This is a genomic window from Agrobacterium sp. 22-210-1, from assembly GCF_053522525.1.
The window spans coordinates 757,778-782,965 of record NZ_JBNWCI010000002.1 but is presented as its reverse complement, the minus strand read 5'-3'; the positions used below and the strand labels follow the sequence as shown (position 1 = coordinate 782,965).

29 protein-coding genes are annotated in these 25,188 nt (G+C 59.7%); 13 read left to right on the top strand and 16 right to left on the bottom strand.

From position 1 onward, the window contains the following. The first annotated feature begins 167 nt into the window (after nucleotides 1-167). On the top strand, nucleotides 168-1,298 hold the full coding sequence (locus ACQZ5F_RS16645) for a CobW family GTP-binding protein (protein ID WP_225338727.1): 1,131 nt from the start codon (nucleotides 168-170) through the stop codon (nucleotides 1,296-1,298). A 216-nt stretch (nucleotides 1,299-1,514) separates the two neighbouring features. On the opposite strand, the gene ACQZ5F_RS16640 is transcribed toward ACQZ5F_RS16645, so the two are convergent. From ACQZ5F_RS16640 to ACQZ5F_RS16620, 5 genes are all read right to left on the bottom strand, one after another. Beyond that, complete coding sequence (locus tag ACQZ5F_RS16640) at nucleotides 1,515-1,751, bottom strand: sulfurtransferase TusA family protein (protein WP_225338726.1); 237 nt, start codon at nucleotides 1,749-1,751, stop codon at nucleotides 1,515-1,517. After that, nucleotides 1,748-3,043: a L,D-transpeptidase family protein gene (locus ACQZ5F_RS16635; protein ID WP_225338725.1), complete on the bottom strand. Its 1,296-nt coding sequence runs from the start codon at nucleotides 3,041-3,043 to the stop codon at nucleotides 1,748-1,750. Before ACQZ5F_RS16635 ends, ACQZ5F_RS16640 begins: the two co-directional genes overlap by 4 nt. Before the next feature lie 192 nt (nucleotides 3,044-3,235). Next, nucleotides 3,236-4,189, bottom strand: a complete 954-nt coding sequence (locus tag ACQZ5F_RS16630) for an acetyl-CoA carboxylase carboxyltransferase subunit alpha (RefSeq protein WP_046799851.1) — start codon at nucleotides 4,187-4,189, stop codon at nucleotides 3,236-3,238. Between the two features lie 62 nt (nucleotides 4,190-4,251). Then, entirely contained in the window at nucleotides 4,252-5,235 is a 984-nt protein-coding gene (gene xerD, locus ACQZ5F_RS16625) for a site-specific tyrosine recombinase XerD (protein ID WP_225338724.1), read from the bottom strand. Further along, nucleotides 5,232-5,405 carry a histidine kinase gene (locus ACQZ5F_RS16620; protein ID WP_225338723.1) on the bottom strand — a complete coding sequence of 58 codons (174 nt, stop codon included), beginning with the start codon at nucleotides 5,403-5,405 and terminating at the stop codon, nucleotides 5,232-5,234. The genes xerD and ACQZ5F_RS16620 overlap by 4 nt, the downstream gene beginning before the upstream one ends. A gap of 188 nt (nucleotides 5,406-5,593) precedes the next feature. Between ACQZ5F_RS16620 and ACQZ5F_RS16615 the strand changes: the two genes are divergently transcribed. Next, nucleotides 5,594-6,175: a shikimate kinase gene (locus ACQZ5F_RS16615; protein WP_046799848.1), complete on the top strand. Its 582-nt coding sequence runs from the start codon at nucleotides 5,594-5,596 to the stop codon at nucleotides 6,173-6,175. A 5-nt stretch (nucleotides 6,176-6,180) separates the two neighbouring features. Beyond that, entirely contained in the window at nucleotides 6,181-7,314 is a 1,134-nt protein-coding gene (gene aroB / locus ACQZ5F_RS16610; protein ID WP_448730601.1) for a 3-dehydroquinate synthase, read from the top strand. 217 nt (nucleotides 7,315-7,531) lie between these two features. On the opposite strand, the gene ACQZ5F_RS16605 is transcribed toward aroB, so the two are convergent. Next, a complete protein-coding gene (locus ACQZ5F_RS16605; RefSeq protein WP_046799846.1) occupies nucleotides 7,532-7,813 on the bottom strand; it encodes a BolA family protein in 282 nt (93 codons plus the stop codon). Nucleotides 7,814-7,927: 114 nt separating this feature from the next. Between ACQZ5F_RS16605 and ACQZ5F_RS16600 the strand changes: the two genes are divergently transcribed. From ACQZ5F_RS16600 to ACQZ5F_RS16585, 4 genes are all read left to right on the top strand, one after another. Next, the gene (locus tag ACQZ5F_RS16600; protein WP_046800025.1) at nucleotides 7,928-8,563 is read left to right on the top strand and encodes a J domain-containing protein; all 636 of its coding nucleotides are present in this window, start codon (nucleotides 7,928-7,930) and stop codon (nucleotides 8,561-8,563) included. A 68-nt stretch (nucleotides 8,564-8,631) separates the two neighbouring features. Then, nucleotides 8,632-9,621, top strand: a complete 990-nt coding sequence (gene cobS / locus ACQZ5F_RS16595; protein WP_003509875.1) for a cobaltochelatase subunit CobS — start codon at nucleotides 8,632-8,634, stop codon at nucleotides 9,619-9,621. A gap of 105 nt (nucleotides 9,622-9,726) precedes the next feature. Beyond that, the gene (cobT, locus tag ACQZ5F_RS16590; protein ID WP_046799845.1) at nucleotides 9,727-11,631 is read left to right on the top strand and encodes a cobaltochelatase subunit CobT; all 1,905 of its coding nucleotides are present in this window, start codon (nucleotides 9,727-9,729) and stop codon (nucleotides 11,629-11,631) included. Nucleotides 11,632-11,668: 37 nt separating this feature from the next. Next, the gene (locus tag ACQZ5F_RS16585; protein WP_175414657.1) at nucleotides 11,669-12,646 is read left to right on the top strand and encodes an esterase-like activity of phytase family protein; all 978 of its coding nucleotides are present in this window, start codon (nucleotides 11,669-11,671) and stop codon (nucleotides 12,644-12,646) included. 3 nt (nucleotides 12,647-12,649) lie between these two features. On the opposite strand, the gene ACQZ5F_RS16580 is transcribed toward ACQZ5F_RS16585, so the two are convergent. The 3 genes from ACQZ5F_RS16580 to rpmB all read right to left on the bottom strand — a co-directional run bounded on the left by ACQZ5F_RS16580 (nucleotide 12,650) and on the right by rpmB (nucleotide 14,139). Then, nucleotides 12,650-12,985, bottom strand: coding sequence for a pentapeptide repeat-containing protein (locus ACQZ5F_RS16580; protein WP_137086859.1), 336 nt, complete (start codon nucleotides 12,983-12,985; stop codon nucleotides 12,650-12,652). A 113-nt stretch (nucleotides 12,986-13,098) separates the two neighbouring features. Continuing rightward, the gene (locus tag ACQZ5F_RS16575; RefSeq protein ID WP_046799842.1) at nucleotides 13,099-13,737 is read right to left on the bottom strand and encodes a queuosine precursor transporter; all 639 of its coding nucleotides are present in this window, start codon (nucleotides 13,735-13,737) and stop codon (nucleotides 13,099-13,101) included. A gap of 111 nt (nucleotides 13,738-13,848) precedes the next feature. Continuing rightward, a complete protein-coding gene (rpmB, locus tag ACQZ5F_RS16570) occupies nucleotides 13,849-14,139 on the bottom strand; it encodes a 50S ribosomal protein L28 (RefSeq protein WP_003509888.1) in 291 nt (96 codons plus the stop codon). A 252-nt stretch (nucleotides 14,140-14,391) separates the two neighbouring features. On the opposite strand from rpmB, the gene ACQZ5F_RS16565 reads away from it, so the two are divergent. Then, nucleotides 14,392-15,165: a DUF3108 domain-containing protein gene (locus ACQZ5F_RS16565; RefSeq protein WP_448730602.1), complete on the top strand. Its 774-nt coding sequence runs from the start codon at nucleotides 14,392-14,394 to the stop codon at nucleotides 15,163-15,165. A gap of 207 nt (nucleotides 15,166-15,372) precedes the next feature. Here the strand turns inward: ACQZ5F_RS16565 and ACQZ5F_RS16560 are convergent, their stop codons facing one another. Both ACQZ5F_RS16560 and gloB read right to left on the bottom strand, forming a co-directional pair. Then, on the bottom strand, nucleotides 15,373-15,813 hold the full coding sequence (locus ACQZ5F_RS16560; protein ID WP_046799840.1) for a cupin domain-containing protein: 441 nt from the start codon (nucleotides 15,811-15,813) through the stop codon (nucleotides 15,373-15,375). Then, nucleotides 15,813-16,583 (bottom strand): hydroxyacylglutathione hydrolase, encoded by a 771-nt coding sequence (gene gloB, locus ACQZ5F_RS16555; protein WP_225338721.1) that lies wholly within the window; start codon nucleotides 16,581-16,583, stop codon nucleotides 15,813-15,815. Before gloB ends, ACQZ5F_RS16560 begins: the two co-directional genes overlap by 1 nt. Nucleotides 16,584-16,702: 119 nt before the next feature. Here gloB and ACQZ5F_RS16550 point away from each other — a divergent pair, with 119 nt between their 5' ends. The 4 genes from ACQZ5F_RS16550 to ACQZ5F_RS16535 all read left to right on the top strand — a co-directional run bounded on the left by ACQZ5F_RS16550 (nucleotide 16,703) and on the right by ACQZ5F_RS16535 (nucleotide 20,013). Next, nucleotides 16,703-17,464 (top strand): class I SAM-dependent methyltransferase, encoded by a 762-nt coding sequence (locus ACQZ5F_RS16550; RefSeq protein ID WP_225338720.1) that lies wholly within the window; start codon nucleotides 16,703-16,705, stop codon nucleotides 17,462-17,464. 84 nt (nucleotides 17,465-17,548) lie between these two features. Beyond that, on the top strand, nucleotides 17,549-18,655 hold the full coding sequence (hisC, locus tag ACQZ5F_RS16545) for a histidinol-phosphate transaminase (RefSeq protein ID WP_225244143.1): 1,107 nt from the start codon (nucleotides 17,549-17,551) through the stop codon (nucleotides 18,653-18,655). After that, the gene (locus ACQZ5F_RS16540; RefSeq protein ID WP_137086853.1) at nucleotides 18,655-19,584 is read left to right on the top strand and encodes a prephenate/arogenate dehydrogenase family protein; all 930 of its coding nucleotides are present in this window, start codon (nucleotides 18,655-18,657) and stop codon (nucleotides 19,582-19,584) included. The genes hisC and ACQZ5F_RS16540 overlap by 1 nt, the downstream gene beginning before the upstream one ends. A gap of 9 nt (nucleotides 19,585-19,593) precedes the next feature. After that, the gene (locus tag ACQZ5F_RS16535; RefSeq protein ID WP_225338718.1) at nucleotides 19,594-20,013 is read left to right on the top strand and encodes a GNAT family N-acetyltransferase; all 420 of its coding nucleotides are present in this window, start codon (nucleotides 19,594-19,596) and stop codon (nucleotides 20,011-20,013) included. Here ACQZ5F_RS16535 and ACQZ5F_RS16530 read toward each other — a convergent pair. Further along, nucleotides 20,010-21,011 carry a DUF2125 domain-containing protein gene (locus tag ACQZ5F_RS16530; protein WP_137086849.1) on the bottom strand — a complete coding sequence of 334 codons (1,002 nt, stop codon included), beginning with the start codon at nucleotides 21,009-21,011 and terminating at the stop codon, nucleotides 20,010-20,012. The two genes, ACQZ5F_RS16535 and ACQZ5F_RS16530, sit on opposite strands and share 4 nt — an antisense overlap. A gap of 49 nt (nucleotides 21,012-21,060) precedes the next feature. On the opposite strand from ACQZ5F_RS16530, the gene ACQZ5F_RS16525 reads away from it, so the two are divergent. Beyond that, nucleotides 21,061-21,615: a gamma-glutamylcyclotransferase gene (locus ACQZ5F_RS16525; RefSeq protein WP_137086847.1), complete on the top strand. Its 555-nt coding sequence runs from the start codon at nucleotides 21,061-21,063 to the stop codon at nucleotides 21,613-21,615. Here ACQZ5F_RS16525 and ACQZ5F_RS16520 read toward each other — a convergent pair. The 4 genes from ACQZ5F_RS16520 to ftsE all read right to left on the bottom strand — a co-directional run bounded on the left by ACQZ5F_RS16520 (nucleotide 21,585) and on the right by ftsE (nucleotide 25,004). Further along, nucleotides 21,585-22,385: a lysophospholipid acyltransferase family protein gene (locus ACQZ5F_RS16520; protein WP_052819537.1), complete on the bottom strand. Its 801-nt coding sequence runs from the start codon at nucleotides 22,383-22,385 to the stop codon at nucleotides 21,585-21,587. The two genes, ACQZ5F_RS16525 and ACQZ5F_RS16520, sit on opposite strands and share 31 nt — an antisense overlap. A 115-nt stretch (nucleotides 22,386-22,500) precedes the next feature. Further along, nucleotides 22,501-23,217 (bottom strand): YdcF family protein, encoded by a 717-nt coding sequence (locus ACQZ5F_RS16515; RefSeq protein ID WP_175414656.1) that lies wholly within the window; start codon nucleotides 23,215-23,217, stop codon nucleotides 22,501-22,503. A 127-nt stretch (nucleotides 23,218-23,344) separates the two neighbouring features. Next, a complete protein-coding gene (locus tag ACQZ5F_RS16510) occupies nucleotides 23,345-24,352 on the bottom strand; it encodes a cell division protein FtsX (protein WP_225338717.1) in 1,008 nt (335 codons plus the stop codon). After that, the gene (gene ftsE, locus ACQZ5F_RS16505; protein WP_046799830.1) at nucleotides 24,345-25,004 is read right to left on the bottom strand and encodes a cell division ATP-binding protein FtsE; all 660 of its coding nucleotides are present in this window, start codon (nucleotides 25,002-25,004) and stop codon (nucleotides 24,345-24,347) included. The genes ACQZ5F_RS16510 and ftsE overlap by 8 nt, the downstream gene beginning before the upstream one ends. Nucleotides 25,005-25,188: the final 184 nt, after the last annotated feature.

Genomic DNA, 25,188 nt, shown 5'->3' with positions numbered 1-25,188 from the left:
AAGGGCGACCACGCTTGTGGATTGGCTATTCGCAGCTCTGATCTGTTATGATATTACAGTTTCGCCCGCGGCTTCAGGCCTTGGGCGATTTCTGTTTTTATCACGCGGTTCCGGGTTTCATGTCGTCCAATGACCTGCCTGGGCCGCCATCAACACACAGGCAAGGCATGTCTCGCGATCGCATCCCGGTTTCCATTATCACCGGATTTCTCGGCGCCGGAAAATCGACGCTGCTCAATCGGCTTCTCAAAGATCCCGAGATGAGTGACGCCGCGATCATCATCAATGAATTTGGCGACGTCAGTATCGATCACATGCTGGTCGAAAGCGCAGGCGAGGGTATTATCGAGCTGGCGGAGGGCTGCCTCTGCTGCACGGTGCGCGGTGAGCTGGTGGATACGCTGGCGGAACTGATGGATGGTATCCAGACAGGCAAGCTGAAGCCGGTGAAGCGGGTGGTGATCGAGACGACCGGCCTTGCCGATCCTGCCCCGGTCATGCAATCGATCATGGGCAATCCGGTGATCGCGCAGAATTTCGTGCTCAATGGCATGATTACGGTGGTGGATGCCGTGAACGGCCTCTCCACGCTCGACAATCACGAAGAGGCGGTGAAGCAGGCGGCTGTGGCCGACCGGCTGGTGATGACCAAGCGGGCGCTTGCCGATGCTGCGGCGATTTCCGCGTTGACGGCCCGCCTTCAGGCCCTCAATCCGCGTGCGACAATCGAGGATGGCGACAAAACCGAGTGGAGCGCTCCGGGTCTTCTCGACAACGGCCTTTACGATGCCGGCAGCAAGAATGCCGATGTCGGCCGCTGGCTGGGTGAAGAGGCGGAGCATGATCACGGCCATGAACATGGCCACCACCACCATCATGGTGACCACGATGACCACCATCACCACGATGTGAACCGGCACGATGCGTCTATCCGTTCCTTCTCGATCATTCACGATCAGCCGATCAACCCGATGGCGATCGACATGTTCGTGGATCTGCTGCGCTCGGCACATGGTGAAAAGCTCTTGCGCATGAAGGCCATCGTAAAGCTGTCTGATAATCCGGGTAGACCGCTGGTGTTGCATGGGGTTCAGAACATTTTCCACACGCCTCAGCGTCTTTCGGCCTGGCCGGACCCTTCGGACCAGCGCACGCGTATGGTGCTGATTACGAAGGATTTGCCGGAGGCTTTCGTAAAGGACCTGTTCGCGGCCTTCACCGGTACGCCGGGTATCGACCGGCCGGACAGGCAGGCAATGACGGATAATCCGCTGGCAGTTTCCGGGTTACGGTTTTAGATCGCGCGACGGCGTTGAAATCGGCGGGTGGGGTTACCCCCCTCTGCCCTGCCTGGCATCTCCCCCTCAAGGGGGAGATCGAATCGAGGCGAGGTTTCGGCCATCTCGACATTTGAGAATGAAGTGATGGGGGAGCTTCTTGCAGATCTCCCCCTTGTGGGGGAGATGTCCGGCAGGACAGAGGGGGTAACCACGGCCGACGCCATTGAACGTCGGTTACCCGCCCTTCACGATCCGAAACCGATGCCCCTTATCCAAGGCAACAGTCTCAATAAGACTATGCCCATCCTCATTGCACATATGCGCAATATCGATCACCGCCAGCGGATCGGTCGTCTCGATAGTCAGAATATCGCCCGCTTTCAGTGCCGCGAGTTTCTTGCGGCTTCTCAAAACGGGAAGGGGGCATTTAAGCCCCCTCAGATCGAAAATTATCTCGGCCGTGTCGCTCATTCCTTGGCCCAGAACTTCCAGAACGGCTTCTTCTCGGGCGCTTCCGGTGCAGGTGCTGCGGAATAGGCGAGTGGGTTCAGGGCCGGAACCGGTATGCTCTGGGCAGCGGTTCCATTCTGTCCGGCCGCCGAAGGGGTGGCTGTGGCAACCATTGTCGGGGCCGCCGGTGCCGGGTTCGATTGCGGAGCGGCGGGCTGTGCTGCCGAAGGGCGCGGGCCGCGCAGGGAAGAGGCGGTTGCAGTTGTGGCCGGTGAAGACGACGTCACCTGCTGCGCCTTTTTCTCCATCAGCGCTGCATATTCCGTTTCCTTCATCAGCTTGCCGGCCTTCAGCGCCGAACCGGTCGGCGCATAGGCGGGTTCGCGGCCCTTGCGCTTTTCGGCGACCAGCGCCTTGCGCTCCGCTTCGCTGGGGTCGTACCAGGCCATGCCGTCATATTTTTTCATCGCCTTTTCATAGGCGAGATCATAGGTTTTTTTGTAGCTCGAAAGTGCGCTGACGAGCGCCGGCGGTGTGCTCATGGCCGGGCACTGCGCGGAGCCGTTGAAGGTGCCGCCTTCCGTCTGCTGGTTGAAGACATATTTCTTCTCGCAGACGTTTACGTCCGGCGGGCGCTTGGTGACTTCGAAATTGTCGTAACCGACCTTCAGCATCTTCCAGAATTCAAGATGTTCGCTCTGGCGGTGGCGGGCCATGTTTTCCGCCGTCATTCGGAACGGGAAGGCCTGCAGCTGCACGGTCTTCTGGCCGCCCTTGAAGGCGTCACGGGCGAAACCGTAAATCTCAAGAATCTGCGCATCCGTCATCGAATAACAGCCGGACGACGAGCAGGCGCCATGGATCATCAGATTGGTGCCGTTGCGGCCATTGGCGGCATCGTAACGGTTCGGGAAGCCGGTATTGATGGCAAGGTAATATTTCGAGTTTGGATTAAGGTGCGCGGGCGTCAGGTTGTAGAAACCTTCCGGCGCCTGCCGGTCGCCTTCCTTCACCTTCGGGCCGAGTTTGCCGGACCAGGCGCAAATTTCGTAGCCGGCGATCTTCTCGAAACGGTTGTCGCGTCTGGCCTTCCAGATTTCCAGCGCGCCTTCTTCCTTGAAGATGCGGATCATGATCGGCGAGGTGCGATCCATGCCCCGCTTGTCGATCTCGGCCAGAATGGACGGAGACAGCGGGTAATCAACCTTGTTCTTGACGTGGGAAACGTCGCGTTCGACGGTTTCGAGCGTATCGTTACAGCCGGCGAGAACGAGCGCGGTGCAGGCAAGAAGTGCAAAATGTGTCAAACGCATGATCTGATCCGAAAGACGATGGCACGAAGCGGCGGCAGTTCTACACCGTCCCGTGTGTATTTTAAATACGGTATTAACCGTTTACATCTTCTTAACTCAAATCGGATCCGCCCCCGCGGCCGCCGATACATCTTTTGATGTGACCGGACTATGGCCGAGTTGGGGCGATATTCAAGGAAAATAAGGCCGGAGTTAGAGATTCCGGCCGATATCCAGGAACTTCTGGCGGCGTTCGGCGCGAAGCTGCGTGCCCGAACGCTGCGAAAGATCGGCCAGCGCCTTGGCGATCACATCGCCGGTGGCGTTGATGACGGTTTCCGGGTCGCGATGCGCGCCGCCGATCGGTTCGGCAATGATACCGTCGATGACGCCGAGCGACTTCAGGTCTTCGGACGTGATCTTCATGTTGGTTGCGGCTTCCTTGGCGCGGGTCGAGTCACGCCAGAGAATGGAGGCAGCACCTTCCGGCGAGATCACCGAATAGATCGAATGTTCAAGCATATAGACGCGGTTGCCGGTGGCGATGGCGATGGCGCCGCCTGAACCGCCTTCGCCGATGACGACGGATACGATCGGCACCTTGACGTTAAGGCACATTTCCGTCGAGCGGGCGATGGCTTCGGCCTGGCCGCGTTCTTCGGCGCCAACGCCGGGATAGGCGCCAGCGGTATCGATGAGGGTGACGACCGGCAGCGAGAAACGGTCAGCCAGTTCCAGCACGCGGATCGCCTTGCGGTAACCTTCCGGACGTGCACTGCCGAAATTATGCTTCAGGCGGCTTTTGGTGTCGTTACCCTTTTCCTGGCCGATGATGGCGACGGGCTGACCGTTGAAGCGGGCAAGGCCCGCCTGAATGGCGGCGTCTTCGGAAAATTTGCGGTCGCCGGCAAGCGGCGTGAAATCGGTGAACAGCGCCTTGGCATAGTCAACGAAATGCGGCCGCTGCGGGTGACGCGCGACCTGCGTTTTCTGCCAGGCATTCAGCTTGGAATAGATATCCTGCATCGCATCATTGACGCGCGATTCCAGGCGGTTGATCTCCTCCGAGGTGTCTATGCTCTCGTCTTCATCGGCAAGCTTCTTCAGCTCGATGATCTTGCCTTCAAGGTCCGAGATAGGTTTTTCGAAGTCGAGATAATTGTGCATGAGATCCGTTTCCGATCGTTTTGCGCAAGGTTTGACCGGATTATCCGGCGGTTCCGGTCGCTCTAATCAAGGTTTTTGCCCTGTTTGGCAAGGGGGTGATGTGTTTGTACCAGTTCTTGCAAGCGTTCTTCCAGCACATGCGTATAGATTTGTGTCGTGGAAATGTCGGAATGGCCGAGCAGTTCCTGTACGGCGCGCAGGTCCGCGCCGTTCTGCAGGAGGTGGCTGGCAAAGGCATGACGCAGGACGTGCGGTGACACCGCCGAAGGGGTGAGACCGGCGCGAATGGCGATATCTTTGAGGTCGCGGGCGAAGACTTGCCGTGGCAGATGACCTTCCTTGCTGCTCGAAGGAAACAGCCACGGGCTTTCCGGTGCGTCGGCTTTTTTCCCCGCCTTGGCTTTATCCGGCGCGAGCGCCTTTCTGGCGGCGTCGTATTTTTCCATGGCCTCGATGGCCGCGCGTGACAGAAGCACCATGCGGTCCTTGTTACCCTTGCCCCGGATCATCAGGAAGCGGCCTTCCTGCCGCAGCACCTTGACCGGCAAGGAGACGAGCTCGCTGACGCGCATGCCGGTGGCATAAAGCAGTTCAAGCAGCAGATGCATGCGGATGCGGGCAAGCTGGCCGGGACCGACGGTGGCTGCTTCCTCTGCTGCGATGCGGAGAAGTCCCGTCACATCGGCAACACTCATCGTCTTCGGCAGGCTGAGACCCTTTTTGGGGGCGTCAATGATGCCGGTCGGATCGTCGCCGCGCAGCCCCTCCGAATAGAGGAAGCGATAGAACTGCCGCATCGAGGACAAGCGTCGAGCCTGCGAGGTGGCGGCAAAGCCTTGGGTGGAAAGATGAGTGAGATAGGCGGACAGGTCTGGCGTGGCGGCCTCGGTCAAAGACTGACCTCGGCCGGCCAGAAATTCGCGCAGATCCGAAAGGTCGTGTTCGTAAGAGGAAAGCGTGTTGGCAGCAGCACCTCTTTCGGCGCTCATCATCTCCAGAAAACTTTCGAGCCGCGCGCCGTCGCGCCCTGCCGCTAGTCCGCTCATGGAGTGCGCCTTGCCGGTTCTGCCGCCGGTGGGTTCAGACGTTCGGACGGAATGCGCACCGTCACCTCGCGGTCGCGCGGTTTGACGACCATGACAAGCAGCACCATGCCGCCATAGACCAGCCCCGCGATGGTCGCCAGTATCATCGTGAAGCGGAAGAGGGTGGGCATGGCGGCTCCGTGAAGGTGGCGGTCGAACTTATATGCGGTGCGGCGAAAGCGGCGGCAAGATCAAAAAGCCGGCTTTCGCCCCGTGCCGCATGCGGCGATGATTGTGATTCAACGCCATTCAGTCAGCAATTTGGCTTGACGCTTCGTAAACATTTGCAGATATCCATGCCAAACGGGCTTTCAAATTTATGAATGAAACGAATTTATCCGTCCCGGCCACACTCGGGGAACAAGCGCGGGCAAAGCTCGGACGGCGCAACATCGTCTTTGTCGGGCTGATGGGGGCTGGAAAGTCCGCGATAGGCCGAATGGTTGCCCAGCAGCTTAAAGTCCAGTTCATCGATACGGATGTGGAAATCGAGCGTGTCTCGCGCATGACGATATCAGAGCTTTTCGCCACCTATGGTGAGGAAGAGTTCCGGGCGCTGGAAACACGGGTCATCAAGCGGCTTTTGCGCGGCGGTCCCAAGGTTATCTCCACCGGTGGTGGAGCCTTCATCAACGACAATACCAGACGTCACATCACGCGGGGCAGCATCTCGCTGTGGCTTAAAGCCGATCTCGAGGTTTTGTGGGAAAGGGTCAACAAGCGCGATCATCGTCCGCTTCTCAAGACCGAAAATCCCAAGGCCACATTGGCGGCGCTGATGGAGAAACGTTACCCGATCTATGCCGGAGCTGATCTCACCATCGAATCCCGTGATGTCCGCAAGGAAATCATCGTGACTGAAGTGCTGGCCGCCATCGCCGGCATCGAACAGAAAGACTGACCACCATGACGCCTTCCGAAATCCACGCCGACGAACGCCTTGTCCATGTGCCGCTCGGTGAGCGCGCCTATGATATTCTGATCGGGCCGGGACTGATCGGCAGGGCGGGCGGCGAGATTTCGGCGCGGCTGAAGGGCAGGAGAGCGGCGATCATCACCGATGAGCACGTGGCGCCGCTTTATCTCGAAAGCCTGATGGACGGCCTGCAGACGGACGGTATCGAGGCGGTGTCGCTGACCCTGCCGGCTGGTGAAAAAACCAAGAGCTTCGAACATCTGGTCACCGTCTGCGATGCGGTTCTCTCCGCACGTGTGGAACGCAACGATGCGGTCATCGCACTCGGTGGCGGCGTGATCGGTGATCTCGCGGGTTTTGCCGCCGGCATCGTGCGCCGTGGCGTGCGTTTTGTGCAGATACCGACCTCGCTTCTGGCGCAGGTCGATTCCTCGGTGGGGGGCAAGACCGGCATCAATAGCCGCCACGGCAAGAACCTTGTCGGTGTTTTCCACCAGCCGGATCTGGTGCTGGCGGACACGGCTGTGCTCGATACGCTGAGCCCGCGCGAATTCCGCGCCGGTTATGCCGAAGTGGTGAAATACGGCCTGATCGACAAGCCGGATTTCTTCTTCTGGCTCGAAAAGAACTGGGATGAAATTCGCACCGGCGGCCCCGCACGCATCCAGGCGATTGCGACCAGCTGCCAGGCGAAAGCCGATGTTGTTGTGGCCGACGAGAAGGAAAACGGCGTGCGCGCGCTCCTCAATCTCGGCCATACATTCGGCCACGCGCTGGAGGCGGCGACCAATTACGACAGCAAGCGGCTGGTGCACGGTGAAGGTGTGGCGATCGGCATGGTGCTGGCGCACCAGTTCTCCGCCCGTCTCAACCTCGCAAGCCCTGACGACGCGGCCCGTGTCGAGGCGCACCTGAAGGCGGTTGGACTGCCCACAACGATGAAGGACATTCCCGGTGACCTGCCGCCGGTCGAGACGCTGATGACGGCAATCGCGCAGGACAAGAAGGTCAAGGGCGGCAAGCTCACCTTCATTCTCACCCACGGCATCGGCCAGTCTTTCGTGGCTGATGATGTGGCGGCCTCCGAGGTGCAGTCGTTCCTTTCGGAAAAGCACCCGGGGTGACGTGATTTATGGTGAGAAACGGTGAGGGTACCCCCTCATCGCCTCGCTTCGCTCCGGCACTTCTCCCCGGCGGGGAGAAGAACAAGCCGCAATGGCAATGCCATGCGGCATAGCTTTGAGCAAAGCGCTGCCGCATGGTTTCTTCTCCCCGAGGGGAGAAGGTGGCCCGAAGGGCCGGATGAGGGGGCTTGCTCTCGGCCCGGATGACAGCGTTAATCTAAAACCGCACCGTTTCTCCCGGTGCCGCCACCTCGATCGCGAGCGCATGCAGCCCCGCGTCGAGTTCCGGCTTCAAAACAGCATTGATCGCCCGGTGGCGTTCGACGCGAGACTTGCCGGAGAAGCTTTCCGACACTATCTGAACACGCATATGTGTCTCGCCCGTACCGGTTATATCCGGCTGGTGGCCCGCATGCATCTGGCTTTCATCGACGACTTTCAGGCGCTCTGGTGAAAAGCTCTCACGGAGCTTCGTTTCTATACGTTCTCGCAGGGACATGCGAAGGGCTCCATTCCTGTTGGCTGGTCTTGAAGGGGGTTACCTAAAAGCCAGCAACATTCCGCTTTGTCAATTCTTGTTGTGCGGCTTTTCGCACTCCATAATCAGGGCATCATGAAACTGGATTCGAAATATTTCGACCGCATCCGCACGCGCCGGAAAAGGGAGCGGGAACCTGAGGTTCAGGCTCCTACCTGCCAGTGGGACGGATGCGATAAACCGGGCGTTCACCGCGCACCTGTCGGCCGCAATGCCGAGGGGCAATTCTTCCTGTTCTGTTTTGAGCATGTGAAGGAATACAACAAGGGCTATAATTACTTCTCCGGCCTGTCGGACGGCGAGATCGCCCGTTACCAGAAGGAGGCGATCACCGGTCATCGTCCGACCTGGACGGTGGGCGTCAACAAGACGGCGCGCGACAGCCCTTTGCATTCGACACTTCGATCCGGCACCGCCAGCGGCAATGCCCGCATTCGCGATCCCTTCGGCTTCGCCGGCGGTTTTGCGGGCGGCGCAAAGGCCGGTGGACAGCGCATGCAGCAGGACCGCAAGCTGAAGACGCTGGAGGCAAAAGCCTTCGATACGCTGGGTCTTTCTGCCAATGCGAAGCAGGAAGAGATAAAAAGGCGCTATAAGGAGCTTGTCAAAAAGCACCATCCTGATGCTAATGGTGGCGATCGTGGTTCGGAAGAACGTTTTCGGGCTGTTGTTCAAGCATATCAATTGTTAAAGCAGTCAGGTTTCTGCTAAGCCAACTTACGTGTTTACCGCCTGATTGATGATGTGGCCGGGTGGCTGCCGCCCGCCTTGGAGACGTGATGAGCAAAATCGACCTTGATATTTCCAACCTGCCCGACACGACGGTGTCCGTGCGGGAGGTTTTCGGCATTGATACGGATCTGCGGGTTCCCGCCTATTCCCAGGGCGACGCCTATGTGCCTGACCTCGATCCCGACTATCTTTTCGACCGCGACACGACGCTTGCGATCCTTGCCGGTTTTGCTCACAACCGACGTGTCATGGTTTCCGGTTTCCACGGCACCGGCAAGTCCACCCATATCGAGCAGGTGGCTGCCCGCCTGAACTGGCCCTGCGTGCGCGTCAACCTCGACAGCCATGTCAGCCGTATCGATCTCGTCGGCAAGGACGCCATCGTCCTGAAGGACGGCAAGCAGGTTACCGAATTCAAGGACGGCATTCTCCCCTGGGCCTATCAGCACAATGTCGCGCTGGTCTTCGACGAATATGATGCCGGTCGCCCGGACGTGATGTTCGTTATCCAGCGCGTGCTGGAATCCTCTGGCCGCCTGACCCTGCTCGACCAGAGCCGTGTCATCCGTCCTCACCCGGCTTTCCGCATTTTCGCAACGGCTAACACGGTTGGCCTCGGTGATACGACGGGCCTCTACCACGGCACCCAGCAGATCAATCAGGCGCAGATGGACCGCTGGTCCATCGTCACCACGCTGAACTACCTGCCGCACGAGCAGGAAGTGAACATCATCGCCGCCAAGGTGAAGAGCCTCGACAATCCGAAGGGCCGCGAAACCGTCTCCAAGATGGTGCGCGTGGCAGACCTTACCCGTTCGGCCTTCGTCAATGGCGACCTTTCCACGGTCATGAGCCCGCGTACCGTCATCACCTGGGCGGAAAATGCGGAAATTTTCGGCGATCTCGCCTTTGCCTTCCGCGTGACCTTCCTCAACAAGTGCGACGAGCTTGAGCGTACCCTGGTAGCCGAGCAGTATCAGCGCGCTTTCGGCGTTGAGCTCAAAGAAAGCGCCGCGAACATCGTTCTCAGCGCCTGATCGTCCCCGGTTTTCCGGAGAAGATCACCGATGACTTGAAGACGCCGGCGGCTGCGCATCCTCTGATGGGTGGGCCGCAGGCGTCGGCAACTGACAGGAAAGACTATGGCAGGGCGCGGCGACAATTCCAGAGCGAAACCGGGTACGGCGGTTGATACGGAGCCGTTGCGTCAGGCGATTGCCGGGTGCGTGCGATCCGTTGCCGGTGACGCCGAGGTTGAGGTCGTCTTCGCCAATGAGCGGCCGGGCCTTGCCGGTGAGCGCATGCGCCTGCCGGAAATTTCCAAGAAACCCACGGCGCAGGAGATCGCCATCACGCGTGGTCTCGGCGATTCCATGGCGCTGCGTCTCGCCTGCCATGATGCGGATACCCATGCGGTGATGTCACCGCAGGGCGCCGAAGCGCAGTTGGTTTTTGATGCCGTCGAACAGGCGCGGGTGGAATCCATCGGCGCGCTGCGCATGCCGGGCATGGCCTCCAATATCAAGGCCATGAATACGGAAAAATACGCCAAGGCCAATTTTTCCGGCATCAACAATAAGGATGACGCACCGCTCGCCGAGGCTGTGGCACTTCTGGTGCGCGAGAAACTGACCGGCGAAAAGCCGCCGGCGAGCGCCGGCAAGGTTCTCGATCTCTGGCGCGACTTCATCGAAGACAAGGCCGCAGGCGACCTCAACGATCTTTCCCGCGTCATTACCGACCAGAAGGCGTTTTCGCGGCTGGTGCGCAAGATGTTGACCTCCATGCAGATGGCGGAAGATTTCGGCGACGAGGATAACGAGCCGGAAAGCCAGGAAGCGGAATCCAACGAGGATCAGCCGCGCACCAACGAGACCGAGGAAGAGCAGGTCGAGGAAGAGGCTGGCTCCGATGCGACGCCCGCCGATGAAAACGAGGCCTCGCAGGAGGAAATGGAAGAAGGCGAGATGGACGGCGCCGAGATGTCGGACGAAGAAATGTCCGACGATCTCGACGAGGATTCCGAAACGCCCGGCGAGACCCGCCGCCCCAACAGCCCTTTCGATGATTTCAACGAGAAGGTCGACTACCGCATCTTCACCGAGGAATTCGACGAGGAAATCCGCGCCGAGGAACTGTGTGACGAGGCCGAGCTTGACCGGCTGCGCGCCTTTCTCGACAAGCAGCTCGCCCATCTTCAGGGTGCGGTGGGACGGCTGGCGAACCGGCTGCAGCGCCGCTTGATGGCGCAGCAGAACCGTTCCTGGGATTTCGATCTGGAAGAGGGTTATCTCGATCCGGCCCGTCTGGTCAGGCTCATCATCGATCCCATGCAGCCGCTCTCCTTCAAGAAGGAACGCGACACCAAATTCCGCGATACCGTCGTTTCGCTCGTCATCGACAATTCCGGCTCTATGCGCGGTCGTCCGATCACGGTTGCAGCCACCTGCGCCGACATTCTGGCGCGTACGCTGGAGCGCTCGGGCGTCAAGGTCGAAATTCTGGGCTTCACCACCAAGGCGTGGAAAGGTGGGCAGTCGCGCGAGCAATGGCTGGCCAATGGCAAGCCCGCTTCGCCGGGTCGCCTCAATGATCTACGCCACATCGTCTACAAGTCCGCGGATGCCCCGTGGCGGCGCGCACGGCGCAATCTCGGCCTGATGATGCGTGAAGGCCTTCTGAAGGAAAATATCGACGGTGAAGCGCTGATGTGGGCGCATAACCGCCTGATCGGCCGCCCCGAGCAGCGCAAGATCATGATGATGATCTCCGACGGCGCGCCGGTGGATGATTCGACCCTGTCGGTTAATCCGGGCAACTATCTGGAGCGACACCTGCGTGCGGTCATCGAGCAGATCGAAACGCGCTCGCCGGTGGAACTGCTGGCAATCGGCATCGGCCATGACGTGACCCGTTATTACCGCCGTGCCGTGACCATCGTGGATGCGGATGAGCTTGCAGGCGCGATGACCGAGCAGCTCGCAGCGCTCTTCGAGGATACGAGCAGCGCCTCCGGTTCGTCCCGCAGGGTTCGCCGTGCGGGATAAGCGGGGCCGGGCTTCTTCCGCCTGCAAAACGCTTGCGATGGCCGCCATTCTGGCGGCCATATCGCTATGTCCGGTTTCCATCGGTGCTTCCACCATCGATGTGCCGGTGGGCGTGCGTCTGCTCTCCTCTTTCGAAGTCGGCACCAGCGAAAAACGGTTCGGCAAGCTGGAATTTATCGGCGGCATGGTGATGAGCGCCCCGGAAAAGCTGTTCGGGGCGATATCCTCCATCCGCTTCCGCCCCGATGGTGAGGAATTTATCGCGGTGCTGGATACCGGCCACTGGCTGACGGGCAGAATCACGCGTGGTGCTGCCGGCGCGCTGTCCGGGCTTGCCGATGTCCGCATCACCCCCATGCTGGACATGAGCGGCCGCGAACCGCCGCGCAAGATGGAAATGGATGCGGAAGGGCTGGCGCTGCGCGACGGCAAGGTGTTCGTCAGCTACGAGCAGCGCCACAGGATCGATATCTATCCCGATCCGGGCTTCGCTACCTCAAAGCCGCTCGACCGCCTGCCATATCTCATTCCCAGTAACGAGCTGCGCCATAATGGTGGCATGGAGGCTCTCGCGGTATCGCCGGCCGATTCGCCGCTTGCCGGCGCTCTGGTCGTGGTGGCTGAAAAAAGCATCGATACGGACGGTAATCTTCTTGCCGCCATTCTGGAGGGCCCGCGCAAGGGCACATTTGCCGTTACGCATCATCCCTCATTCGACGTGACGGACGGTGCGTTCCTGCCCAATGGCGACCTGCTGCTTCTGGAACGCCGGTTCAATTTCGCCGAGGGCGTCGGCATGCGCATCCGCCGTATCCGCGGCGCCGATATCCATCCGGGTGCGGTGGTGGATGGTGAAATCCTGATGGAAGCGGGCATGGCCTACCAGATCGACAATATGGAGGGCATGGATGTGGTGAAGGGGCCGGATGGCTCGACACGCCTCATCATCGTGTCCGATGACAACCACTCGTTTCTCCAGCGCAATCTTATGCTGGAATTCAAGCTGGTGGATTGAATATCAGATCCGCTCCTGTGCCGCCTTGTAAGCAGCGAGGAGATCCTCGATCGGAATGCCGTCGATCTTCATGCCGGTCATTCGACATGCCATTATCTGCGCGCCGGACAGGTTCGTGTTGCTCAGCTTCAATCCGGTAAAATTGACGTCATCGATTGACCAGCCGGACATGTTGCTGTCCGTAAATGACGCGCCGGAAAAGTTGATGTCGTTGAAGCGTGTGCCGGCCAGATTGACATTGTTGAAGACCGTTCCCGACAGATTGACGTCGTCAAAGCTGGAGCCCGAGAGCGTGGCGCTCGTTGCATCCACAATGTCGATAACGTCCTTGATCTGCATGCCGATCCGCCTTCGTGCTTTGCCACGGACGCCAGATTGCAACGTCACCTGTGGGTTTGCAAGCGTGATTTGATGCACGCCTGCACAGCTTCAAATGCGGCTGGCGGATAATGTCAGCTCGATTTGACCGCGCCCGGCATGGGCTTCAGTGTGTTCATCAGCGCGCCGTAAGGCAGAAGCATGACGAGGCCGACGAGGATTTTCACCGAAAGATCGCCCAGCGCCCAGGAGATCCAGCGCGGCGCTTCGAGAGTGAAGACGCCAAGGATAGGCGCATTTTCAATGGCGAAGGCATCATTGGGGCCGACAAAAGCAAAACTCGCGGCAAAGGCGATGGAGAAGAACAGCGCCGTATCCAGCACGGAACCCAGCATCGAGCCGGCAAGCGGCGCGTGCCACCAGCGCTGGCGGCGCAGGCGGTTGAAGACAGAAATATCGAGCAGCTGGCCGATGAGATAGGCCGTGCCGGAAGCGACCGCGATGCGCGGGATGGATGTCCAGAAGGACAACGTTACCCCAACGACAAAGCCGGCCAGCACGACGCGGCGCGCAATGGAGGGCCCAAACTGGCGGTTTGTCAGGTCGGTGACGAGGAAGGCGACCGGATAGGTAAAGGCACCCCAGGTCAACAGATCGCCGAGATTGACGCCGAGCAGCGATCCGGAGAGCGGGTACTGCACCAGAATATTGGAAGCGACGACCACGAGTGTCATCAGGAGAACGTAGATCAGCGTATAGCGCAGGGTCAGCATTTTTTTATCCTGGGTGATGCCACCAGTTGGAGCTGAGCTGAAATAAAACAAAAGGCTTGAGCGGCAAAAGCCATTCAAGCCCTCTGAATATCGATGATGTCGAAACCGCTATTAAGCAGCTTCAGCCGTCTTCTTGGCGATCTGGCGGCGCAGGAGACGAGCGCGCATGCTCAGTTCGTTTTCGCCGGACTTCAGAAGGAAAGCATCGAGGCCGCCACGGTGTTCAACGGAGCGCAGAGCGGCTGCGGAAACACGCAGGCGGAAACGCTGGCCGAGAGCATCGGAGATCAACGTAACCTGGCAGAGGTTCGGAAGGAACCGGCGCTTGGTCTTGTTGTTGGCGTGGCTGACGTTGTTGCCCGTCTGGACGCCCTTGCCGGTCAATTCGCATACACGGGACATGGGTACACCTATTTCGTTTCGTCTGTTTCACCACTGGCTCGCCACCGGCAAAACCGGGGTGGCAATCCAACTGGCCATGATTGGAAAGTTGCGGTTCTATAGTCAGACGAGACTTAACAGTCAAGCCGCTCGCGATCAAATGAAAGGAAATTCCGGCGTTTTCAACCGGCATCCGCTTTTTTATTGCCACAAGTCAGCGTATATCATCGCCCGATAAGGCCGCTTCCGCGCCTCTTTTAAGGTGATATCGAAATGATTGCCAGAGGAAAAAGCATTTTTATGGCCGTGACGATGGCGTTTGCGGGCGTCTCCCCCTCGCTCGCCGCCGAAGCACGCCACACAAGCGAATACAGCATCAATCTTGGCATTTTGCCGATTGCGCGGGCAAGTTTTTCGACTCGCATGGACGGACCGAATTATTCGATCTCCGGTTCCTTCAGCGCCGCTGGCCTTGCCAGCATCCTCAAGGACATTTCCGGCAAGACAACGGTTTCCGGGGCCAAGCGTGGCCACCGGCTGCAGGCGAACGAATATTCGCTGGTCTATAAGGATGGCAAGCGGGTACGCACCTATGACGTCGTCTACCGCAACGGCAATGTCACATCGACGACGGTGAAACCTGAACCCAAGGCCCGACCGGACAATTGGGTGGATGTGAAGGACCGCGACCTGCGCTCGGTTCTCGATCCGATTTCCGGTCTCATCATACCCTCAGGCGGCCGCATCTGCCCAACGCGCCTGCCGATCTATGATGGCGAATCGCGACTCGACCTCGTTTTGAGCTCCAGTGGCACCAAGCCGTTCAAGACCAACGGCTTTAACGGTGACGCCATCGTCTGCAAGGCGCGTTATGTGCCGAAGTCGGGCTACCGGCAGGGGCGCACGGATATAGAATATCTGAAATCCATCTCGATGGAGATCTGGTTCGCCAAGTCAAACAATATGGATGTCTATGCGCCTGTTTATGCGATCATTCCGACGCGGGTGGGTCAGGTCTATATTACGGCCACGAAATACGGCGGCTGATTGCGGCTCATGGCGGGATGAGTGACGCCCGACAGCGCCAATTGTTTCTTCGCCCCGCCGGGGAGAAGGTGGCCCGAAGGGTCGGATGAGGGGGTGCCCTCTCCGAATATCTCTGGCGGCGCCCCCTCATCCCGCTGCCGCGGACTTCTCCCCGGCGGGGAGAAGAAGCAAGCGGCAACCGCTCACTCTATAGGCCGTCGTTGCGGGTTATAGCGCATCCCCAGGCGACCAGCCGGGCTCGGCCATAATGAAGCTCGAGAAGGCGAAGCCCGGTGAGACCGTGCAGCCGACAAGGGTGAAATCGCCGAGGCTTTCCGCCGATTGCCAGCAATTAGCGGGCACGATCACCTGCGGACGCTCGCCTTCGAGAATGGCGGGACCGAGCGTGAAGGTCTGTACCTCCCGCCCGTCTTGCGAAAGATGCAGCGCGATCGGCGCGCCGGCATAATAGTGCCATACCTCAACCGCGTCGGTGACCCGATGCCAGTGCGAGCGCACGCCCTTTTCCAGCAGATAATAAATCGCCGTCGAATGGCCACGCTCGCCGCCTGCCTTGTCGCGAAAAGTCTGGTGGTAAAAACCACCCTCCGGATGCGGTTCCAGCCCCAATTCGCGAATGATCGCTTCCGCAGACAGATCGGCGCTCATCAGAAATTGTCCTTGCGCGTGCGGATTTCCGCAAAGACGTCGGCATCGGCGGCCCCTTCAAGGCCGAGATGTCTGCGAATGCCGGCATCCGCCACGCGCATATAGGGATTTGTCTGCTTTTCGAGCCCGATGGTGGTGGGAATGGTGAACTCATTGGCCTTCCGCGCCGTCTCGACACGCGCCGCGCGCTCGCTCAACACGGCATTATCAGGGTCGACGGTCAGTGCAAAACGGGCATTCGAAAGCGTATATTCGTGGCCGAAATAGACCCGCGTCTCATCCGGCAGGGCCATCAGCTTCTGGAAGGAGTGCCACATGTCCGCCGCCGGGCGTTCGAACAGGCGACCGCAACCCATGGCAAAGAGCGTATCGGCGGCAAACAACAGGCCGTCGTCCGGCAGATAATAACAGATATGACCCGCCGTGTGGCCGGGTGTGGCGATGACCTGAACGCGGCGTCCGGCAAATTCGAACTCGTCACCATCGGCCTGCGAGCGATCGAGGCCGGGGATCGCAATCGCCTCGTCATAGGGGCCGTATACCTCGCAGCGGAACTTGTCCTTCAGCGCCAGATTGGCTTCCACATGGTCCTGATGGTGGTGGGTGGTGAAGATATGGGTCAGTTTCCAGCCGTGGCCGTCGAGCGCGCGCAGGATCGGTCCTTCTTCCGGTGCGTCGATGGTGGCCGTCGCCCCGCTTTCGGGATCATGCAGGAGCACTCCGAAATTATCGCTGCGGCAAAGAAAGACGTCTATTTCCAAAGGTTTCATCGTATCCTCTCCGTTTGCCGGCCAAAACCGGCGCATTCGCCCGCCTGACTTTCCCAACTGACTTCCAATGTAGGGGCAGACGCCTTGAAGTCCAACCGCCTGATGCTACATTCTCGCCCATGAATACCGATATCGTCGATCTGCGCGAATTCTATCATTCTCCGCTTGGCCGCTCGGCCGAGCAGGCGATCACCATGGCGCTATTGACGCTGTGGCCGCCCTTGCCGGAGGAGCGGCTAGTCGGCCTCGGTTATGCCGTGCCGTTTCTGGAACGGTTCCGCCATGATACGGAGCGCACTTTCGCCTTCATGCCGGCGGGGCAGGGGGCAGTGAACTGGCCGGCTGGCGAGCTGTCTTCAACGGCGCTGGTGTTCGACGAGGAACTGCCGCTTCCCGATTCGTCGATAGACCGGGTTCTGATGGTGCATGCGCTGGAATTTGCCGAAAACCCGCGCGAAACGCTGAAAGAACTCTGGCGGGTGCTGGCGCCGGGCGGCCGTCTGGTGATTGTCGTGCCCAACCGACGCGGTGTCTGGGCACGCATGGAGCATACGCCTTTCGGTTCTGGTCGACCCTATTCGCGCGGGCAGTTAACGGCGCTTTTGCGCGAAACCAATTTCACGCCGGGCGCTACCGCCGAGGCGCTGTTCTTCCCGCCCACCACAAGCCGGCCGGTGCTGAAATTCCGCCGTTATCTCGAACATACCGGCCGCCGGCTTTGGCCGCTTTTTTCCGGCGTCATCGTGGTGGAAGCCCAGAAACGTCTCTACCAAGGACTGCCCGTCACCCAGCGCGCCTCGCGCCGGGTTTTCGTGCCGGTTCTCGCCCCGCAGGGGGTGCCCACCACCCGCGCTGCCACAAGCCAAGTAAAGCCGCGCTGACCCTCGACAAAACGGCCATTCCGGTCTAATGCCTCCGGCATTGCTTTTGTCGGGTTCTCCGGCGTTTTTCCAAAGGTCGATCAAATGAGTGCAGAGCTTAACCAACCTGTTCCGCGTCCGGGTATCCTGGATATCGCCGCTTATGTTCCCGGCAAGGAACATGTGGACGGCGTTGCGAAGGTTTATAAGCTCTCCTCCAATGAAACGCCGCTTGGGCCAAGCCCGAAGGCGATCGAGGCCTTCGGTACGGCCGCCAGCCATCTGGAAATCTATCCGGACGGTCAGGCTATCGCGCTGCGTCAGGCGATTGCCGATGTGCATGGCCTCAACATCGCGAATATCATGTGCGGCAACGGTTCGGACGAGCTGCTCGGCCTGCTGTGCCATGTCTATCTGGGTGCAGGCGATGAGGCGATCATCACCGAGCATGGTTTCCTCGTCTACAAGATCCAGATCATGGGTGCGGGCGCGACCCCGGTGACGGTGAAGGAAAAGGATTGCGCGGTGGATGTGGATGCGATCCTCGCCGCCGTGACGCCGAAGACCAAGATGGTTTTCGTCGCCAATCCGGGCAACCCTACCGGCACCTATGTTCCGGTTGCGGAAATCCGCCGTCTTCAGTCCGGCCTGCCGAAACATGTCGTGCTGGTGCTGGATGCTGCTTACGCTGAATATGTGCGCAAAAATGATTACGAAGCCGGGCTGGAGCTGGTTTCCGGCAACCGAAACGTGGTGATGACCCGCACCTTCTCCAAGGTTTACGGTCTGGCCGCGCTGCGTGTCGGCTGGATGTATGGTCCGGCCGCCGTCATCGATGCGCTGAACCGCGTGCGCGGCCCGTTCAACATGAGCGCGCCGGCCATCGCTGCCGGTGCCGCTGCAATCCGCGATCAGGCCTTCGTTGAAAAGGCCGTGGCGCATAACACGCTGTGGATGGAAAAGCTGGTCACCACCTTCACCGGTCTCGGCCTCACCGTCACGCCTTCGGTCACCAACTTCATTCTCATCCATTTCCCGGATCAGGATGGCAAGCGTGCGGCGGATGCGGATGAGTTCCTGAGCCGCCGCGGCTATATTCTGCGTGCGGTGCGCGGTTACGGCTTCCCGAATGCGCTGAGAATGACGGTCGGCTCAGAAGAGGCCAATCTCGGCGTCATCGCTGCTCTCACCGAGTTCATGGGGCAGGCGTGATGGGCGAGATCATGTTTGAACGCATCGCGCTGATCGGCATCGGCCTGATCGGCTCGTCGATTGCCCGCGATATCAGGGAACTGGGTCTTGCCCGCCATGTGACAATTTCCACCCGCAGCGAAGACACGCTGAAACGGGCGGAGGAGCTGGCGCTTGGCACGGATTATACCGTCTCGGCGGCAGAGGCGGTGAAGGACGCCGATCTCATCATCGTCTCGGTGCCGGTCGGTGCTTCGGAAAGCGTGGCGCAGCAGATCGCGCCGCATCTGAAGCCGGGCGCCATCGTGACCGATGTCGGCTCCACCAAGGCTTCGGTCATCGCCCAGATGGCCCCGCATATGCCCGACAATGTGCATTTCATTCCCGGACACCCGCTGGCGGGTACGGAAAAATCCGGCCCGGATGCTGGTTTCGCCGGTCTCTTCCGCGAGCGCTGGTGCATCTTCACGCCGCTGCCGGGCACGGATGCCAAGGCGCTGGAAAAGCTGAAGGATTTCTGGCGGGCGCTCGGTTCCCGCGTCGATGAAATGGATGCCGAGCATCACGACAAGGTTTTGGCGATCGTCTCGCATCTGCCGCATATCATCGCCTACAATATCGTCGGCACGGCGGATGATCTGGAGACGGTGACCGAATCGGAAGTCATCAAATATTCCGCCTCCGGTTTCCGCGATTTCACCCGTCTCGCCGCTTCCGATCCCACCATGTGGCGTGACGTCTGCCTGCACAACAAGGATGCCATCCTTGAAATGCTCGCACGGTTTTCCGAAGACCTTGCGTCGCTACAAAGGGCGATCCGCTGGGGCGAGGGCGACAAGCTGTTTGAGCTGTTTTCCCGCACCCGCGCCATCCGCCGCTCTATCGTGCAGGCTGGTCAGGATGTTGACGCGCCTGACTTCGGCCGCCACGCGCTGGATCAGAAGAAGTAGGGCGCTGGCATGATACTGATATCGGCGGCGACGGATGACGATATCGAATGGCTGCTGCGCGAAGACAAATGGATCGGTGAGGATTGGTTGCGGCGTTGCGTCGGACACCGCGAATATCTCGTCGCGAAAGAAGATACGATTCTAGTCGGTTTTCTGCGGTTTTCGATGTTCTGGGGCAAGATTCCTTACATGGACATGATCCGCGTCGTTCCCGAGTTTCGCGGGCATGGCGTTGGTGCAACGCTTACAGTTTTTTGGGAAACCCTGATGCGTGACCAGGGTGCCTCACTGGTGATGACCTCCAGCCAGCAGGACGAGCCGGAACCGCAGACGTGGCATCGTCGCAATGGATACAAAGAAGCTGGCATCCTGAACCTTCCAAAAATTCAGGATGCCGCTGAGGTGTTTTTTACAAAAGCTCTCTGTTAAATCGGCGGAATCTTGCCCAGCGGAATGAAGCCGCTGACAGTGGCGCGGCCGCGATCCACCACGAGATCGACGGATGCCCTGTCTCCGCCGCCGGCGAGAGCGCCGAGCAGCTTGCGGGCCGTATCGATGGTGGATTGCAGCTGTGGAAAAGCCTGTTTGGCATTGTCCGACCAAGCGCCGAGCTTTTCGATCTCCAGCTTGAACTGGCCGGAGAGATAGCCCTCATTGTCAAACGAGAAGGGGCCGCTGATGCGCATGGTGCGGCCGTCGCCAATATCGGCCACCAGCCGGCGAAGCTCGCCGCTTGTGCCGTAAAGGCCTGACGTGTCGCTGCCGTCCACCATGCCCGCCTTACCCGCGAGCGTCACATCGACGATGGCGTCGAGGCGGGGAAGAACCTGCGGCCAGTCCTTGATGACGGTGGCCGAGTCGGTCAGCGTGATTGCGCCGTCAAGATCGGCCCCGTTCTGGCGCAGGTGCATCTCCGTCTTGACGGCATCGAAGTCGATCGTCTGGCCGGTGACGGAGGAAACCGCCTGCGCCTTCAGCCCGTCGATGACAAGCGAGCTGCGGTCGATGCCCTTCAGCTTGGTGACGACGCTCGACTGCATGTTCTGCCAGGAGGCTGAAACGGTCAGGCCATGGGCGGAGCGGATTTCTGCGGGCGAATCGAGTTCCCAGACGATGTGGCCGGGATTATAGACCTGTGCCGCCGAGCGAAGCTCGCCGAAAGACGCGGAAACGCCGTTCCCGCTGTCGTCCACGGTCACCTTTGAGCAGAAGAGGCCGATGCGGAAAGGATAACCCCGGAAGGCGATATCGCCGCATTCGGCGCTGAGATTCCTCGCCTGTGAGGGAGCAATGACGTTCAGCACCGTCTGCTTTAGCCTGTCGGCGGCATAAAACCACCCGGCCGTATAAAGTCCGATGACCACCGCGACGGCGATGGCAAGCCAGAGGAATTTTTTGGCGGTGCCGGATTGGCTTGACGCTGCCATATTGATCTCCGATGAACAGACTTCAGGGAATTTTGATTTGGCTTGGGATATGGACGATTTTTGGGTCTTTGGCTACGGTTCGTTGATGTGGAACCCCGGCTTTGCCTTTGAGGAAAGGCAGCAGGCGCGGCTGCATGGCTATCGCCGCTCCCTTTGCATCAGTTCCAGCGTTTATCGTGGCACGGAGGAAAAGCCCGGTCTTGTGCTGGGTCTGGAGCGCGGCGGCTCCTGCCTCGGTGTTGCATTTCGCGTGCAGGGCAAGGATCAGGATTCCGTCATGGCTTATCTGCGCGAGCGCGAACTGGTGACGAATGTCTACAAGGAACGGGTGGTTGCCATTGCATTTGCCGACGGCAGGCGCGGCAGCGCCGTAACCTATGTGGCCGACCCCGCGCATGAGCAATATATCGGCGGTCTTGCTGTGGCCGAGGCGGCCAGCATCGTCGCGACTGCCTCGGGTCGGTCCGGCCCGAACACGGATTACGTTTTCAATACCGTGCAGCATCTACAGGATATGGGCATTCGCGACTCTCTGCTGGAGAGCATTGCCGCCAATGTCGGCACGCTCGTGGTTCAGCCGGCGGAGGGCGTGCCCGTGCCTTGAAGTTCGGCGATCCGCTTGATGGCGGTTGGCGGCAACGGCAAGTGCGGATTGTTGCGCGCGGTTTCCAGCAGCAACTCGTCGCTCGCCTTTTCCGTGACGTCGATCAATCGCTTGAAAAACACATCGGGATCCAGCCCCGGCTCGATGGCTGGCAGGATACGCACCTTGAAATGGCCGGGATAACGCATGGTCGAACGGCGTGGCCAGAAGAGGCCGGGATGCATGGCGACGGGAATGACCGGCACCTGCAGATCACGGTAAAGCCGGGCGATACCGTAACGGTATTCTGGCTCGGCGCCGGGCGGGCGGCGTGTGCCTTCGGGATAGATGATGAGTTCGCGGCCCGCCGCCATTTCCTCTTTCGCCCGCTCCATCACCTTCAGCATGACCTTGCCGCGCGCGGCGCGGTTGACCGGGATCATCCGCTGTTTCATCACATACCAGCCGAATAGCGGAATCCACATCAATTCCCGTTTCAGAATGTAGACGGGGTCCGGCAGATTGGGCAGCAGCGCGTAAGTATCCCAGAATGATTGATGTTTGGGCGCGAAGATGCAGCCGGTTTCCGGGATGTTCTCCAGCCCCTCGATCTCGAAGGTGGTGCCGACGATGGTTTTCATCAGCCAATGGTTGGACCGCGCCCAGTTCTTGGGGATTTCGAAGGCGATCTTGCGCGGCAGAATGAAATAGATCGGTGTCAGCACGATCATGCGGACAATCAGGTTGAGATAAAACAGCGTATTGAAAAGAAAAGAGCGCAGCTTGAGCATCAACAGCCTTCCCGGGGCGCAGCCGTTCCGAAGCGTTGATGCGCCTCGATGCCGGATGCCGATGCCAGACGCCTACACGAAAACAAGGCCTCGCAGCAAGCGCGTTTCTTGCCGCTCATGGAGAAGCGGCCGCCACCTTCGGCGTGGAATGGTCAGCGGCGGCCTTGCGCAGGCCATCGCCCTTGCCGAAGCCGGTCAGATCGCGTCCTGCCGCCGCCACGAACTTTAAATATTCGTAGAGCATGGTTCTGACCACATCCGGCTCCACGAACCAGTTCGTGCGGGCAAGATCGGCGCTGATGACGGGATAGGCAATGAATTGCGTCTGCGGGCTGGCGCTGCGCAATTCATGCAGGCTGCGGTGCATATGATAATTGTTGGTGACGACGACAATCGAGGAATAGTTGTGATCGCGTATCCAGCTTGCCGCTTCATTGGCGTTGCCGATCGTGTCTATGGCTTTGTAACCCATATCCACGCAGCAGGAAAACATGTCGGATGAGCCCTGCGTCATCTTGCGGATCTGCGAGCGGGTGGTGGCCGGGTTGACGCCGGAAATCAGCAAACGTTTGCCCACGCCATCACGCAGCAGGCCGACCGCCTGTTCGATGCGTTGGTAGCCGCCGGTCAGAACGATGATGGCATCGCCCTTCGTGCCCTCCGGCGGGCGCATGGAAGCGACGGAGTCAGCGAACCACAGGAAGCCGCCTAAAAAAACGCCGAGAAGAACAACGCAAAGAAGGATAAAGCCGCGAATAAAACGGCGCAACGGACCACGCCGCGACAACAGGCCCTTTCTGGCCGGTCGCGTGGTCGTCTGATCCTGGTCCATCCGACTCACAAACATTCCTCCTGAATACTCGCCGATTAAGGCAAGGAACAGGCATTTTTGTCCACCGTCCGCAGGTTACATCCGGCCTGTGACGGTTTCAGTTTGCCACGGGATTCTGGGAGTAAAGTCATGATGTGAGGCCGTCACTTTTCGACGGATCGGAGCGGACGCGGTCGATATCGTCGATGGTGCGGATGACGGTCACGCGTGCCGTAATGGTCGTGAGAAGTGCTATGACGATCATCGTTGTGGCGATGCCGATATAGCCGCCGAGACCAACGGAAAAGGAACCGAAAAGCGCGCTTGCCTGGTCGCTCTGCGGCGTGGCGACCGTGTTCGATTGCCAGAAACCGGCGGCAAGGAAAACCGCTGCGGCGAGCGCGCCGCCTGCGGCCGCCCCTTTAAGGCTGATCTTCAGGAAGTGTTTCTGGAATTCCCGTGCCACAAAGCTGCTTTCCGCGCCGACGAAATGCAGAACCTCAACGATATGCCGGTTGCCGGAAAGCGCCCCGCGCGTTGCAAACACCACCGTCAGCACCATGGCGGTGAAAACGAGGATCAGAACGCCGAGGCCGATCATGACCGTGGTTCTGGCCATGGAGACCAACCTGTCCACCCAGGTGCGGTGGTCATCCAGAAACGCCTGCGGAAGCTCGGCCTTCAGCATGTCCCGCATCGCCTGAAAATCGGGCGGATTGTTTTCATCGATGGTGATGACGACGAGGCGCGGTATCGGCAGTTCGGAAAGGTCAAGACCGCTGCCGAGCCATGGCTCCAGCAGGCGCGATGTCGCCGCATCGTCAAGGATCGTGCCGTCTCGCGTGCCGACGAAGGTGAGCGCCAGATTGCGCGCCTTGTTGAGCGCCGCATTCATGTCCAGCCCGTCCTCGGGCTTGATCTGGATGGTGATCTCGCGGGAAATCTGGCTCTGCCAGGTGGCGGCGGTGGCGCGCACCATGGAGACGGCGCCGAGCGTCAGGCAGGCGAGAAATGCCATGATGGCGATCACCACCATCAGCGCATTGCCCTGAATGTTCGACGGCGGCAGAATGGGCGCCATCGGGCGGATGCGCATGGGCGGCCGCTTCGGCTGGGCCGCTTCCGGGGTCAGCTGTTTGCGGGTGATCTCATTCATAGATGTCGAGCCGCCCTTCGGTCAGGATCATCCGGCGCGCGTCGATCTGGTCCATCAGCGCGAAATCGTGGGTGGCGATGACGACAGCCGTGCCCAGCCGGTTGAGTTCGAGGAAGAGATTGAGAAGACGCTTGGCCATCGGCGGATCAACGTTGCCGGTCGGCTCGTCGGCCAGCAGGATTTCCGGCTGGTCCATCAGCGCGCGGGCAATGGCGGCGCGCTGCTTTTCCCCGCCGGACAAGATGGCCGGCAGCACATTGATGCGCTCGCCAAGCCCAACCCACTTCAGAAGCTCGATCACATCGTTGCGGTAAGCGCTTTCCTCCTTGCCGCGCACCCGCAGCGGCAGGGCGACATTCTCATAGGTCGTCAGATGATCCAGCAGCCGGAAATCCTGAAAGACGATGCCGACACGACGGCGCAACATCGGCAGCTCGCTGCGCGGAATGCGCGATACATCGCGGTTGAACATGCGGATATTACCGCGGGTGGGCTGCAGCGACATCAAAAGCATGCGCAGCAGCGAGGTCTTGCCCGCACCCGAAGGGCCGGTCAGAAACTGGAACGAACCCTTGGGAATATCGAAGGTCATGTCCCTCAGGATCTCGGGCCCCATGCCGTAACGCAACCCGACATTTTCGAAATGGATCAACGGACTTCCAGTCTCTTCGTTTCGTGGTGGTTCGCAAACCGCTGGCGCTTGGGGCCGGATGTCGCGGTGTAAACCGGTTCCGGTGGCCCGCGCGAGCCGTTTTTGCGAAGCATTAACCAATTAAATTTAAAACTTGGCAGGATTCGTTGCAATGCCCAGTTTTGCGGGCCGGAAAACCTGACCG

Excerpts from the sequence above, each read along its gene's own strand:
- ACQZ5F_RS16645 (WP_225338727.1), top strand. The coding sequence starts at position 168 with ATGTCTCGCGATCGCATCCCGGTTTCCATTATCACCGGATTTCTCGGC.
- ACQZ5F_RS16640 (WP_225338726.1), bottom strand. The coding sequence starts at position 1,751 with ATGAGCGACACGGCCGAGATAATTTTCGATCTGAGGGGGCTTAAATGC.
- ACQZ5F_RS16635 (WP_225338725.1), bottom strand. The coding sequence starts at position 3,043 with ATGCGTTTGACACATTTTGCACTTCTTGCCTGCACCGCGCTCGTTCTC.
- ACQZ5F_RS16630 (WP_046799851.1), bottom strand. The coding sequence starts at position 4,189 with ATGCACAATTATCTCGACTTCGAAAAACCTATCTCGGACCTTGAAGGC.
- xerD (WP_225338724.1), bottom strand. The coding sequence starts at position 5,235 with ATGAGCGGACTAGCGGCAGGGCGCGACGGCGCGCGGCTCGAAAGTTTT.
- ACQZ5F_RS16620 (WP_225338723.1), bottom strand. The coding sequence starts at position 5,405 with ATGCCCACCCTCTTCCGCTTCACGATGATACTGGCGACCATCGCGGGG.
- ACQZ5F_RS16615 (WP_046799848.1), top strand. The coding sequence starts at position 5,594 with ATGAATGAAACGAATTTATCCGTCCCGGCCACACTCGGGGAACAAGCG.
- aroB (WP_448730601.1), top strand. The coding sequence starts at position 6,181 with ATGACGCCTTCCGAAATCCACGCCGACGAACGCCTTGTCCATGTGCCG.
- ACQZ5F_RS16605 (WP_046799846.1), bottom strand. The coding sequence starts at position 7,813 with ATGTCCCTGCGAGAACGTATAGAAACGAAGCTCCGTGAGAGCTTTTCA.
- ACQZ5F_RS16600 (WP_046800025.1), top strand. The coding sequence starts at position 7,928 with ATGAAACTGGATTCGAAATATTTCGACCGCATCCGCACGCGCCGGAAA.
- cobS (WP_003509875.1), top strand. The coding sequence starts at position 8,632 with ATGAGCAAAATCGACCTTGATATTTCCAACCTGCCCGACACGACGGTG.
- cobT (WP_046799845.1), top strand. The coding sequence starts at position 9,727 with ATGGCAGGGCGCGGCGACAATTCCAGAGCGAAACCGGGTACGGCGGTT.
- ACQZ5F_RS16585 (WP_175414657.1), top strand. The coding sequence starts at position 11,669 with ATGGCCGCCATTCTGGCGGCCATATCGCTATGTCCGGTTTCCATCGGT.
- ACQZ5F_RS16580 (WP_137086859.1), bottom strand. The coding sequence starts at position 12,985 with ATGCAGATCAAGGACGTTATCGACATTGTGGATGCAACGAGCGCCACG.
- ACQZ5F_RS16575 (WP_046799842.1), bottom strand. The coding sequence starts at position 13,737 with ATGCTGACCCTGCGCTATACGCTGATCTACGTTCTCCTGATGACACTC.
- rpmB (WP_003509888.1), bottom strand. The coding sequence starts at position 14,139 with ATGTCCCGTGTATGCGAATTGACCGGCAAGGGCGTCCAGACGGGCAAC.
- ACQZ5F_RS16565 (WP_448730602.1), top strand. The coding sequence starts at position 14,392 with ATGATTGCCAGAGGAAAAAGCATTTTTATGGCCGTGACGATGGCGTTT.
- ACQZ5F_RS16560 (WP_046799840.1), bottom strand. The coding sequence starts at position 15,813 with ATGAGCGCCGATCTGTCTGCGGAAGCGATCATTCGCGAATTGGGGCTG.
- gloB (WP_225338721.1), bottom strand. The coding sequence starts at position 16,583 with ATGAAACCTTTGGAAATAGACGTCTTTCTTTGCCGCAGCGATAATTTC.
- ACQZ5F_RS16550 (WP_225338720.1), top strand. The coding sequence starts at position 16,703 with ATGAATACCGATATCGTCGATCTGCGCGAATTCTATCATTCTCCGCTT.
- hisC (WP_225244143.1), top strand. The coding sequence starts at position 17,549 with ATGAGTGCAGAGCTTAACCAACCTGTTCCGCGTCCGGGTATCCTGGAT.
- ACQZ5F_RS16540 (WP_137086853.1), top strand. The coding sequence starts at position 18,655 with ATGGGCGAGATCATGTTTGAACGCATCGCGCTGATCGGCATCGGCCTG.
- ACQZ5F_RS16535 (WP_225338718.1), top strand. The coding sequence starts at position 19,594 with ATGATACTGATATCGGCGGCGACGGATGACGATATCGAATGGCTGCTG.
- ACQZ5F_RS16530 (WP_137086849.1), bottom strand. The coding sequence starts at position 21,011 with ATGGCAGCGTCAAGCCAATCCGGCACCGCCAAAAAATTCCTCTGGCTT.
- ACQZ5F_RS16525 (WP_137086847.1), top strand. The coding sequence starts at position 21,061 with ATGGACGATTTTTGGGTCTTTGGCTACGGTTCGTTGATGTGGAACCCC.
- ACQZ5F_RS16520 (WP_052819537.1), bottom strand. The coding sequence starts at position 22,385 with ATGCTCAAGCTGCGCTCTTTTCTTTTCAATACGCTGTTTTATCTCAAC.
- ACQZ5F_RS16515 (WP_175414656.1), bottom strand. The coding sequence starts at position 23,217 with ATGGACCAGGATCAGACGACCACGCGACCGGCCAGAAAGGGCCTGTTG.
- ACQZ5F_RS16510 (WP_225338717.1), bottom strand. The coding sequence starts at position 24,352 with ATGAATGAGATCACCCGCAAACAGCTGACCCCGGAAGCGGCCCAGCCG.